The organism is Mucilaginibacter myungsuensis (assembly GCF_015222005.1).
GTDB lineage: Bacteria > Bacteroidota > Bacteroidia > Sphingobacteriales > Sphingobacteriaceae > Mucilaginibacter > Mucilaginibacter myungsuensis.
The window spans coordinates 703114-715504 of sequence record NZ_JADFFL010000002.1 but is presented as its reverse complement, the minus strand read 5'-3'; the positions used below and the strand labels follow the sequence as shown (position 1 = coordinate 715504).

At 48.8% G+C, this 12391-nt stretch carries 8 protein-coding genes; 4 read left to right on the top strand and 4 right to left on the bottom strand.

Features of this window, described 5'->3' with window-relative positions; genetic code table 11:
* Positions 1-5: 5 nt before the first annotated feature.
* Both IRJ16_RS06955 and IRJ16_RS06950 read right to left on the bottom strand, forming a co-directional pair.
* Complete coding sequence (locus IRJ16_RS06955; protein ID WP_194110801.1) at positions 6-980, bottom strand: DUF6607 family protein; 975 nt, start codon at positions 978-980, stop codon at positions 6-8.
* A gap of 75 nt (positions 981-1055) precedes the next feature.
* On the bottom strand, positions 1056-1559 hold the full coding sequence (locus IRJ16_RS06950; protein WP_194110800.1) for a GNAT family N-acetyltransferase: 504 nt from the start codon (positions 1557-1559) through the stop codon (positions 1056-1058).
* 82 nt (positions 1560-1641) lie between these two features.
* Between IRJ16_RS06950 and IRJ16_RS06945 the strand changes: the two genes are divergently transcribed.
* From IRJ16_RS06945 to IRJ16_RS06935, 3 genes are read left to right on the top strand one after another with little or no spacing between them, the layout of a single operon-like run.
* A complete protein-coding gene (locus IRJ16_RS06945) occupies positions 1642-4119 on the top strand; it encodes a T9SS type B sorting domain-containing protein (protein ID WP_194110799.1) in 2478 nt (825 codons plus the stop codon).
* A gap of 9 nt (positions 4120-4128) precedes the next feature.
* The gene (locus IRJ16_RS06940; RefSeq protein ID WP_194110926.1) at positions 4129-5106 is read left to right on the top strand and encodes a PorP/SprF family type IX secretion system membrane protein; all 978 of its coding nucleotides are present in this window, start codon (positions 4129-4131) and stop codon (positions 5104-5106) included.
* A gap of 9 nt (positions 5107-5115) precedes the next feature.
* Entirely contained in the window at positions 5116-7152 is a 2037-nt protein-coding gene (locus IRJ16_RS06935; protein WP_194110798.1) for an OmpA family protein, read from the top strand.
* 71 nt (positions 7153-7223) lie between these two features.
* On the opposite strand, the gene IRJ16_RS06930 is transcribed toward IRJ16_RS06935, so the two are convergent.
* Complete coding sequence (locus IRJ16_RS06930; protein WP_194110797.1) at positions 7224-9581, bottom strand: TlpA family protein disulfide reductase; 2358 nt, start codon at positions 9579-9581, stop codon at positions 7224-7226.
* 90 nt (positions 9582-9671) lie between these two features.
* Positions 9672-9914, bottom strand: a complete 243-nt coding sequence (locus IRJ16_RS06925; protein ID WP_194110796.1) for a hypothetical protein — start codon at positions 9912-9914, stop codon at positions 9672-9674.
* A gap of 158 nt (positions 9915-10072) precedes the next feature.
* Between IRJ16_RS06925 and IRJ16_RS06920 the strand changes: the two genes are divergently transcribed.
* Complete coding sequence (locus tag IRJ16_RS06920) at positions 10073-12289, top strand: putative Ig domain-containing protein (RefSeq protein WP_194110795.1); 2217 nt, start codon at positions 10073-10075, stop codon at positions 12287-12289.
* Positions 12290-12391 lie beyond the last annotated feature (102 nt).

Sequence of the window (12391 nt, the reverse complement as noted above, 5' to 3'; positions counted from 1 at the left end):
TCGGCTTAAATAACAGCTAAATAATTGTTGATGATCTTAGCCGCTTCTTCTTTATTTTTAGTTGAAGACCATTTCTCTTTTACCGACTGGTCGCCCAGATCGAATAATTTTTGGTAAAGGTTCTTACCGTTCTTTTTGGTCTCTAATTGCAAGGTTTCGCGCTTAGCAAAAACGCCGTCCCAAACGGTGCGTACATCGGCCCAATAGGCTTTTTGCTCGCCCCACCATTTTTCGGCATAGGCAAATTTTGCCGGGTCAACTTTAGTGAATTCTTCGTAACCCTTTTCTTGCGCCAATAATTTATCGCCTTCAGGCTTACGAACGATCTTTTTGTTGTCCTGCTCAAACATTACACCGTCTTTAGTGAAAAATACGCGGTTACCGCGGCGCAGTACGTTGTAGTCGTTACGTTTGGTGTATTCGCGACGTGGCAGCGGCGAATCGGTCTCGCTTTGCCATTGGTGGTTGCCGTCAACATGTACCCAGGTACCAATACCTTCGTAACGCGGGCTGTCATCAACCTGGTAAACTTTTTGTACCCAGCGGCCTTTAGCTTCGGCAGGTTTCAGGTGTTTCATTTTCCAGGTATTGCCCTGATCAAATGCCAAAAGGTTGGTCTCTTCGTATACCCAATCCTCGCGCCAGTGTTTGATCACCGTGCTATCATCAATAGCCAGTAAGTGTTGGATCACGATCTTTTTCGGCGAATCCTCGGCGATCACCGCCCACTCGTAACCCCACGAGTTATAACGCGGATGGAACTTGTAAGCCGTATCCGGGGCAAAGGTCTCGGCGTAGTTAAAAGTAACTTTGTAGTGGCCGGCAAGGGCCATAATAGCAGCGCGGTCCTGCTCAAATTTGCTATCGCCGGTAGCCTTTTTAGCGACGGTCTTTACAGCAGCGCGGTCTTTATTTGTTTGGGCTTGAACATTACAGGCTACAGCTGCAGCCAATAATAAGATAAGAGCTTTTGTTTTCATTTATTTAGACTAATTCTAAATGCAAAGGTCGATAACGGGAATTGAAATATCAAGTGTACGTCATAAAATTATTCGTTATTTAATGGATAGCTTAAATAGGCAGAGTTCGGTATTGTTACGCACGATGTTGCCCTGTAGCGTTAGTCCCGATCTTGTCAGCACTTTTTGTGATGGATAATTATTGGTAGTGGTAACGGCTACGATCTCATCTATATTGGGGAACTGCTTAGCGTAATTAATAAGTGCAGCCGTAATTTCCGACGCTAAGCCACGGCCCCAATAAGGTACGTTGAGCGCGTAGCCTACTTCCAGTTTGCCGGGCTTGTCCTCGTAAGGGCGTAGCAGGCCCATCCCAACAAAGCTGTCATTGCCTTTATCTATCACCGCCCAGTTACTGAACAGCGATCCGGCAGCATATTCGGCCAGGGTATCGCGGAACATCGTACGGATCTCGTCCTCGGTGCGTTCACGCAGGTGCTGGTTTACACGCGGGTCGGCAAACAGGGCCACAAAGGCATCTTCCTCGTTCGGGTAAAATTCACGAATGACCGATCTCTTTGTTTCTATCAACAAGGGCATATTATCAAATATATGGGTTTTAACAATTTACCGTATATTCGAACAGTTTTAATACTTTCCTATACTTTACAACAATTGGCTCTTGAGAACCCTAATTAAAAACGGCACTATCACCTGCTTGCGGGCATTTATCTGCTTGTTGCTTATCCCGGCCGCCGCGCTGGCCGAGGGCAGCAAAGAGGTGAACGCTAATGGGGGGAACCGTGCGTTCTTGGTATCAGGGACCCGTGTATCAGAGTCGTTTACGTTCCCTACCAACGGCACCATGAAGGTATTTGTAAAGGCCGGCGAGGTGATCAATGTAGGCTCGAGCGTGCAAGGTAACGGCTTAGGGACGATCAACTTACGGTCGCCGAATGGCGCCACTTTCAGCAGCGGAACATCTACTACCGTGGGCCTTATCGCTGATCGCGGTCAGGAATTGGCCGGTGCGCTGCCCAATACAAATGGCTATACTCCTTATAAACACACCGTAACCGCTGCTGAAGCCGGGGTATGGGAGATAGACTTTATATCGCAAAATGGAGGTGCGCAAAGCGCAAACCCTACCCCGATAGCCGCTAATGCCGATTGGACCCAGCCTAACGGTCAAGTGATAGCCGCATTCGATATATCCGTACGTAATGCCGGCAACACCGCTTTTTTGACCGGGAGGGTATTTACAAATATTTTTTCGGGCATATTAGGCAGTTTTGATGTGGGCTTTAACGGCATCTTTCAGGTGCTGACGCGCGATGGTTATCAATATACTTTAGATAATAACGGGCAGGCGGGTAACGGCTTCTCGTTCTTTGTTAATAATAAAGGTTTCCGTTTGGCCGATGGTACGGCATCTTACAAAAGTATTAACTCGCTGGCCAACCCGGATGTGCACGACCCGCGCCTGCCGGATACGCAGTCGGATATTACTTATAAGATATTTTTTAATCAGCCTGCTGCCGATCTGCCTGCCAGCGCTAATTCGCCAAGCGGCACTACCTGGCTCTTGAACGCTGTGGTAGAACCCACACTCACCAACTACGGCATTGCCGGTAAAGAAGGTGCATCAGGCCGTGCCGGTACTTTCCCCATCGGGGCTACCATGACTTTCAATGCCAACAAGAACGGCAATTTTCAAATATCGATAGATATTAACCGCAACGGTATTTTCACCGATGCCATAGATCGCAAACTGACAGGCAGCGTAGTCGCCGGCCCTAACAATATTATCTGGGACGGTTTGGACGGCCAGGGTAACCCGGCTACTGCAGGCAGCTATAATACCAACCTTAACGTAGTACTTTTTGGCGGCGAAGTTCATTTCCCCTTTTTTGATGTGGAGCGTAACATTAACGGCTTGAAACTTACCCGCGCCAACGGCTTCCAGTCGCCCGACTATACGGTTTATTGGGACGATTCGCAGATCGTGCAATCGGGCACAGCATCGTCGCCACGGGTAAATACCACAGGTGGCGACAGCCGTACCAATGGCCATAAATGGGGTACCCCCGGCGGCAGCCCGGTTGATTTTGGAGATCAGCGCGGATTGGATACCTGGGCATATATAGCGGCCACACCATTGGTAGCCACCAGTTCGTTCCAGCTATTGCAGGCCGATCTGGAAGTGACCGGCATTACCAGTACCGGTGTTTCGGGCAGTTGCTCGGGGCAGACCATCACTTATACTATCCCCGTAAAAAATAACGGACCGAGCAATGTTACGGGCAGTAAGTTCAGCTTCTCGTTCCCGGCCGCGTTGACGGAGGTTAGGGTCACTCATGCCGGTACAACGGGTACATCAAGCGTTAACAATGGAGTAACTACCAATAATAATTATTCGGCCATGCTGGATCTGGCTAACGGGGCCATCCGCACCTTCACAGTAACGGGCAAGGTTGCGGCATCCACAGCCGGGGCGGTGGTTAACGTGACGGCATCGATCTTACGCCCAGCAGATGTGACCGACCCCGACGCTACCAACCCTGATAACACCACACCGACCGATCCGTTGGTGGAGTGTAATTCGGAACCGTCGGGCGCGGGGTGTAATAATATCAAAACCAATTCGCTCAGCTTTATAGGCACGCCCGATATTACCGGGACAAGGACAGTTGTGATAGATGAGGTGGTCACCTTAACAGATACCAACCCGGGCACCTGGTCGCAGTCGGGCAGTACGCCGGCCGTGTTGAGCATCGCCAACTCGGCGGGTTTGAGCACTACCGTGAGCGGGTTTAAAACGCCGGGCGTTTACCACGTCCTGCGCACAAACGTGGCGGGTTGTTCGGCCGATATCGCAATCACGGTCATCCCGCAAACACTTAACATCCCCAATATCATTACGCCTAACGGCGACGGGCTGAACGACACCTTTATAGTGCCTGATATTCAGTTATTCCCTGGCTCGTTACTCATCATTGTTAACCGTTTAGGTAACGAGGTGTACCGCAATGCTAATTACCTGAATACCTGGAGCGGCGATGGCCTGCCCGAGGGGACCTATTATTATGTACTGACCAAAAAGGATCCGATATCGGGGGCTTTGGCAACCTTTAAGGGTTGGGTGTTTTTAAAGAGATAATTTGTGCTGATGAAACTTGTGAGGATATATATGTTGCTGATGGTGCTTGGCGTAGCTTATAAAGGCTATGCGCAACAGGGCATCCAATTCAGCCAATATGCCTTTACAGGATTGACGGTAAACCCGGCCTACGCTGGTTATAAAGAAGATTGGTCGCTGAATATTGTAAGCCGTTTGCAGTGGACCGGTATCCCCGGATCCCCGCGTACAGGCGCTATAACTTATGATGGAGTAATAGATGCCCACAAAAATGTAGGGCTTGGGTTTGTAGTACTTGGCGATCAGCTTGGGCCGCAAACTACCACTACCTTTTTGGCCAATTATGCCTACCGACTGCAACTGAACAGCGAGGATAGCAAACGCCTGAGCCTGGGTGTTGGTGTAGGCGCAGGGCAATATATCGTGGATGGCAGTAAATTTAACCCCACCGACGCTAATGATCCCAATGTCAACATCGGCAACGCCAGCAAAATATCACCCACTGCGCGCTTGGGGGCTTTTTATCATTCCAGCAAATTCTACATCGGTATATCGGGCGTAAACCTATTGGCGGATGCCGCTTTTAATAAGGACAGGCAGAACGTAGTGCGCCAGTCACGCAGTTTTTACCTTACCGCCGGTTACATGATGCCGTTGAACGAGAATATCGACTTTAAGCCCAACTTCCTGATAAAGGAGGATTTCAAAGGACCGACCAATCTGGACCTGAGCGCAAACATTTTGTTAGGAAAAACATTATGGCTTGGGGCTACCTACCGCACGGGGGTAAAGTCTTTCAGCAAAACAGCATTGACCGATAATTTGAGCGACTATGACGCGGCTGCGGCCATTGTGCAGTTCTATGTGAACGAGCGCTTTAGGATAGGCTATTCATTTGATTATAATATGAATAAATTGGCCACCGTGCAAAACGGCACGCACGAGTTGGGTATAGGCATTACATTTACCAAGCGCCGCGAAAAAGTGCTTAGTCCGCGTTATTTTTAGGATATTTACATGATCAGGTATCTACTACTTTTCATATCCGTACTACTGCTTACTGCCGGGGCCAACGCTCAGGAACTGACCAGCCGGCGCACCCAGGCCGACCGTCTGTTCGAGCGCGCCGAATATTATAATAGTTTAGAGATATACCTGAAACTGGCCGAATCTGAAAATGCCCCGGTAGAAGTTTGGGAGCGTATTGCCGATTGCTACCGACTGATGAACAACTACGAGCGGGCCGAAGAATGGTATGCCAAGCTGATCAACATTAAAGGCATCCGCATTGTGGACGTTTTCTTTTACGCCGAGGCCCTCTTGCGCAATAAAAAGTTTGCCTTAGCCAAGGACATGTACAAACGTTACTACGCTAACGAGACCGATAAAGGCCTGGTCAATTTTCGCCTGGCGGTTTGCGACTCGGCCGAGGCCTGGATGAAACGCGATGGCAATTACGCCATAACGGTAGAGAAGAGACTGAACACCATATTTTCTGATTGGGGGCCATCGTATCTTAATAAAGACACCCTGCTATTTACATCAGATCTTGCCACTGGCGAGTACCGCAACAACGATAAAGGCATTTACGCCCGAACAGGTAACGAGTGGCTGAAGATGTTCACCTACGACATCAAAAAACAACGCATTAACGATGTAGACTTTCAACGGTCGGGCAGGATCAACCTCAAGAAAGATTACCATACCGGGCCAATGGTGGTGAACCAGACCGGCGATACCGCTTATGTTACGGTAACCACGCGCGCCGGCCGGGGCAGCCTGAGCAATGTTAAAACGCCGTATGACGAGCGCGTTTACATCCGCCGACTTGAATTAGTGATGGTGATCAAAGAGAAAGGCAAATGGAGCAAATTTGTTCCCTTCCAGTATAATGATGTTTCTAAGTATTCGGTCGGCCATGTGGCTTTAACGCCCGACGGCAAGATGCTCTACTTTACATCAGATATGCCCGGCGGTTTGGGTAAGACCGACATCTGGTACTGCCAGCGCCTGTCCGACGGCAAGTGGAGCAAGCCCATTAATTGCGGTAAGACGATCAATACCGTTGCCGACGAAGCTTTCCCGTCCATTGGTGGCGATAGCAAGCTTTACTTTGCATCAAAAGGGTTGCCGGGAATGGGTGGTTATGATATCTTTTCATCGACAGGGTCGGGCACTAACTGGAGCGAACCGAAAAACCTGAAACACCCGCTTAACTCTACCAGTGATGATTTTGCGCTGGCCACGCTGGACGGTAAGACAGGCTTCTTCTCGTCCGACAGGCAAGGCGGATCTGGTAACGATGATATTTACGCCTTTACCTACACCGGTACAGATGATCAGCTTAAAACGTCCCAACCAATAGCGGCCAAGCCAGCACCACCGACCACAAATGCCGCCCTTGGTAGTCCCGCGATGGTGATACTTGAAGGCACGGTGATGAATAATGCCAGCGGCAAGCAGATAGATTCGGTATCAGTTACCTTGCGCAACAGCGAGGGAATCCCGTTAGAGGGTAAAATGGTAGGGCCGGATGGTAAGTTCCAGTTCAAGGTAGTGCCCGGTCGCGATTATACGGTGGAGACCCGACGAAAAGGCTTTTATCCCGTTAGCAACCACCTGCCGGGGCGCAGCATCGTGCCGGGCTTTTCGGCGATTATCCAGCTGGCTATGGAGCCACTCACTACAGATAAAACCTTTATCATCCGTAATATTTACTACGATCTGAACATGTACGATATCCGCCCCGATGCCCAGACCGAAATGGACAACCTGGTGCGGATCATGAAAGAGAACCCCACCATCAAGATAGAACTATCGGCCCATACCGACGCGCGCGGATCTGACTACTATAACATGCTCCTATCCGACGCCCGGGCCAAGGCGGCCGTGGCCTACCTGCGCAGACATGGCATAGCAGGCAGCCGTATGGTGGCCAAAGGCTACGGCGAGACCCGCCTGCTTAACGAGTGCGCCAACCGCGTCCGTTGCAGCGAAGAAGACCATCAATTTAACCGCCGGACCGAGATCAAGATCATTGAGGGCGTGAAGTAAGCGGGGAAGACTTAGGTGTTTCACCTACAGGCCCTCTCCCGACGGAAAAACCATAATGCCTTTTCGGGGATCTACATCTCCCAAGCCAGATACTTCTCCACTATAGGTTTGTAATCAGCCTGGTAAGGGATATCCAGATAAGTGCCATTGGGCAACAACAACAATTTGGTAGGGTAACCGATCACTTTAAAATCTTTCTCAACCTTACCGTCGGACATTAGCACCGGGTAAGTGTACTTGCGGGCTTCCATAAAATCGTCGACGTTCTTCTTTTTATCAAAGCAGGCAATAGTGGTTACCGTCAGTTTACCCGGGGCGATGCCTTTTTTGTATAATGCTTCAACCCTGTGTATCTCATCTACGCAAGCGCCGCACCAGGTGCCCCAAAAATCAACAAAGGTAAATTTGTCTTTTTGATCTTTCATAGCTAACTGTTTACCTGAACGATCGTTCAAAGTAAAATCAGGAGTTGAAGGTAACTTCTCTTTCAACGCATCGTTAAAGAACTTTTTAAAGTCGCCCGCAGGGAATGATTTGATGTACTTTTCTTTCAACGATGGGTAGCGCTCCGGCTCAATGACTACCAGATCTACGTACTGTTTAAGCAATTGCTCGGGGCTGAGCGCGCCGCTTTCAGCGGCTTTCATGTAAAGTTCTTTATAGGGCTTGGATGCCACGTAGGCGTTCTCCCGTTCAAAGCCGCCCCGGTTATTCATCAGATCTTGCTGGTTGGGCAAATAGTCCACCGCCATTTGCAGGTAAGCTACCGAACGATCTTTTTGCAGCAAGCTTTTACGATAATAGGCCTCGGCCAGGTATTTCTTATAAAGCACCCTCCGCGGGCCCAAAAACGGTTCTACCCGATACTTGCTCATACCCGGCACATCGCCCGAATTAATGGCAGCGATATTACCTTTTACCATCTCTATCGTATAGTCGTTATAAGCGGTCAGGATGGAATCAGGTACTTGTTTTTTTATCAGTTCATCAAAGATCAGCATCCTGTACCGGCTGGCCTTATCGTATAAGCTGTTATAGTTAAAGTTGATATAGGGTGTCAATTGTTTAGCGTCGGTCGCCAGTTTTACACGGCAATAGGTCTTTAGTCCGGCCAGTATTTCGTTCACCGCGTGTATGCGTAGTTGCTCTGTTTCCATCAACGCATCCAATATCTTTTTAATAGCCCTCGGGTCTTTGGCATTCTTTACCTGCTTGCCCAGGTTATCATGGATATCGTTACAGAGATTATCTACGTTAGAAGGGTACTTTTTATCCCAAAGCATTTTGGTGAACAATATTTGTAACGCCGTTCTCAGTTGGGTGGTGTTACCATTAGCTAACTGGCGCCCAAGTTTAACGTTGACCAGGCCATCCTTTTCCAGATAGGCGTAAGGCACCTTCTCTAACAGTTGTATGTATTCATTGCTTCCAATAAATCCTAAAACATAAACTTTCGCACCCTGATAAGCCCAGTCGTCGGGTTTAAAAAGTTTATCTAACGAGTCAATACTACGTTGTGCACGTTCGTGCATACCTAAAGCGCCCTTGTTGTTCAATACTTCATCAAGGAGAACGGCCAGTTTGCGTTTAGCTTTGTTGAGCGGGGTATAATAGTTGTCATATCCGATAGTGCGACTGGCTTCGGCGTAAACCGGGTACACATTACCTTTAACCATTTGCAACCTGTGGCTATACTTTATCGATTCGTATTTATTGGTATCGGCAAAGATCTTATTTGCAGTGGAATCTCTCTCTGATATCACGATAAGCCCGGTTTCCGCATCCTTTTTTCGTACCGACCTAACTCCGGCGCCTGCCTTTGTTACATTATTGCCAGCCGGCTGCTTCACCGATGCTTTAAATACCTGTGCACTACCGTAAATAAAATTGTCCAAATAGTTTACTTGTGGCCCCTCACTCGCTATAATATCATGATTTTTCACCTTAAATGTGTTACGCTCGGTAAGTTTGGCGGTAATAAAAGCTTGTGCGCCGGCGGTGTCTCTTATATCCATCAATTTTCCTGTCTTATTAACCACTATGGTAAAATTTAATTTGCTGACCGCGTTTTGCACTACCGCGAGCAGCTCATTTTCCTGCTCGGCAGACGGTGCCGACGAATCGAACACGATACCGTTGATGCCGTCGGCAAGGTATTGTTGGGGCGATACTTTGATCACATAGTTATCGCCTTCTATACCGCTGACCAGATAATTGTATCTGCTGTAATAAAAGTTTTTACTTGAATGCTCCTGCGTACGAATAACATAACGCTCCATTGTTTCGTAGCTAAACTGTTGGCCGGGCTTTAGTTTAAGTGTTTGTGCAATGGCCGCAGGCGTACCAAGCACTACAGTGCAGGCAAGAGTGATAACACAGCGTGTTAATAAGCTGCGCGTTTGGGTTTTAAGGTTTAATAGCTGTTTCATATGGTCAAGGTTTTGTGGGGTGATAAGACAAAGATAAGGTAAGCATCTTAAAGGTACAAAAAAATTCGTACCTTTTGTTTGGGTGCATATTTATAGAGATAGCTGTAATAATGGCGCGCCAATTTCGATCGGTGATCGACGACGCTTCCGCTTAAAATAAACATCAAAAAATACGCAAACGATGGCACCCGCCATTAATTGGCTTTTAAGGTAGTTGATTGGTTTAAAGACTGTTCCATTGTTTAGGTTATTGGTTTGTTTTTCTTTCTGTTCTGCTTTTTTTGTTGTAGTATTGAATGACGGCACATCAACTGAACGGAAGTGCCTGATCACAGTGTCGATACAAAAGAAGCGGGATGATGGCGTTAAGGTCGGGGTTTTTAAGGTTGCTTAGTATAAATTAACATACGTTAACATTCCGACTGGTTACAGTTATCTGACCACGCTTTTATCGACATAAAAAACCTGATAAACTACACTTTACTGCTTTTATGAAAAGAACGCTGCTTACCGTAGCTGCCATTGTCTGTTTGGCTTTTAATGCCGATGCACAGATATCGATAGCTAAAGGCTGGAAGATCAATATCGGCGACTCGCCCGAATGGTCTTCTCCCACATTTAATGATGCCGACTGGAAGGCTGCCAATGTATCTGTCCCATGGGAGGCCAATGGTTATCCTGGTCACGATGGTTTTGGTTGGTACCGCAACCATGTAGTGATACCGACCTGGTTAAAAGAGAAAGCCTTTTTAAAGGACAGCCTGCGCATTAGCCTGGCCAATGTTGACGACCGCGACGAAGTTTTTTTGAATGGTAAACTGATCGGCAGGTTAGGTGGCGCTAAAGGCGATATCCGGACCTCGGGCAACTGGGGGCCACGCGAGTATAAGATATCCGCCAACGATCCGGCCATATTATGGGGTAAAGAGAACCTGATAGCTGTGCGCATTTTTGACCGGGACGGCGATGGCGGTATGTACGGCACCAATTACAAAATAGGCATGGTTGATATTACCGACGGCATTGCCTATGATGCAGGGTCGGACTTTTGGTTTGGCGATAAAGGCCTTGTGGGTAAAACCATCAAACTGACGGCAAGCAATACTGACACCTTTAGCGGCAGATTGAGCGTATTATTGACCGACCCGGAGACCGGTGGCATAATATCGCAGCAGTCGGCCGATGCTAATTTTGCCAAGGGACGGCCGTTCAATTTTCCGTTCAGAGTGGTTGCACCGCAGGCCAAGTCGTACCGGTTAGATTACAATTTTGAGGATGCTAAAACCGGGACAACGGTATCTTATACAGAGAGCACGCCTTACATCCTCACTCCGCCCGTATCATCCAAACCAAGAATAAACGGGGCCGATGTTTTTGCCGCACGACCGGGCAACCCTTTTTTATACCTCATCCCGGCTACGGGTGCCAAACCTTTAAAGTATAAGGTAGACGGCCTGCCTGATGGATTGAAATTAAACCCGGCTACGGGCGTGATCACCGGTTCGGTTCCTGCTGCGGGTACTTATCCCGTAACCTTTACCGTGAGTAACTTAAGGGGCAGTAAAACCAAGGCTTTCAATATCGTTATTGGCAATACCATCGGCCTTACACCTGCATTAGGCTGGAACAGTTGGAACGCCTGGGGTTTAAGCGTAGACGATGCCAAAGTGCGCACCGCCGCCAAAACCATGACCGATAAGCTGGCCGCGCATGGCTGGGCTTACGTAAATATTGATGACGGCTGGGAGTCGGCAGCACGCCTGCCCGACGGCCGCATTACCACCAATAGCAAGTTCCCTGACATGAAAGCGCTGACCGACTATGTACACGGCCTGGGTCTGCGCATGGGTATCTATTCATCTCCGGGGGATGCCACTTGCGGTGGTTACCTGGGTAGCCTCGACCATGAATTGCAGGATGCCCAAACCTATGCCGAATGGGGGATGGATTACCTGAAATATGATTGGTGCGCCTACAGCAAAGTTGCCCCGCGCCCAGATCTGACGGCCCTTAAAAAACCCTACTACGTAATGACCGAGGCACTGGCCAAACTGAACCGCGATATCCTGCATAGCTTTTGCCAGTACGGCATGGGCAAAGTTTGGGAATGGGGTGCGCAGGTAGGCGGCAACAGCTGGCGTACCACCGGCGATATAGAGGACACCTGGCAAAGCATGTCGGGCATTGGTTTCCGTCAGGATGCGGCCGCGCCGTTCTCGCAGCCCGGCCACTTTAATGATCCGGATATGCTGGTAGTTGGCAAAGTAGGCTGGGGACCACGCCTGCATAATTCCCGATTAACTTTTGATGAGCAATACACCCATATCAGCCTTTGGAGTTTGCTGGCATCGCCATTACTGATCGGTTGCGACATGGGCCAGCTGGATAAATTCACGCTGAATCTGCTCACCAACGACGAGGTAATAGCCATTGATCAGGACGCCTTAGGCAAAGGCGCCTTACCAACGGTCAAAAATGCCAATTATCAGATATGGGTAAAAGAACTGAAAGGCGGCGCTAAAGCCATCGGCCTGTTCAATATGTCGGATAGCTATCAAACCATCAGTTTGGATAAAACAAGTCCCGAGTTGAGCGGCTTCACCAAATTTCGTGATGTATGGCGCCAGCAATATATGGTAGTTAGCGGTAAAACGCTGAGCGCGAAGGTAGCACCGCATGGGGTGTTGTTGTTGCGGGTGGAGAAGTAGGTAAAAAGTATTAAAATAGGGTGTCATGCTGAGCGTGTCGAAGCATGGTGGGCAGGCCTCTCCGCACCACCCTTCGACGGCGCTCAGGGTGACATCCCCTTT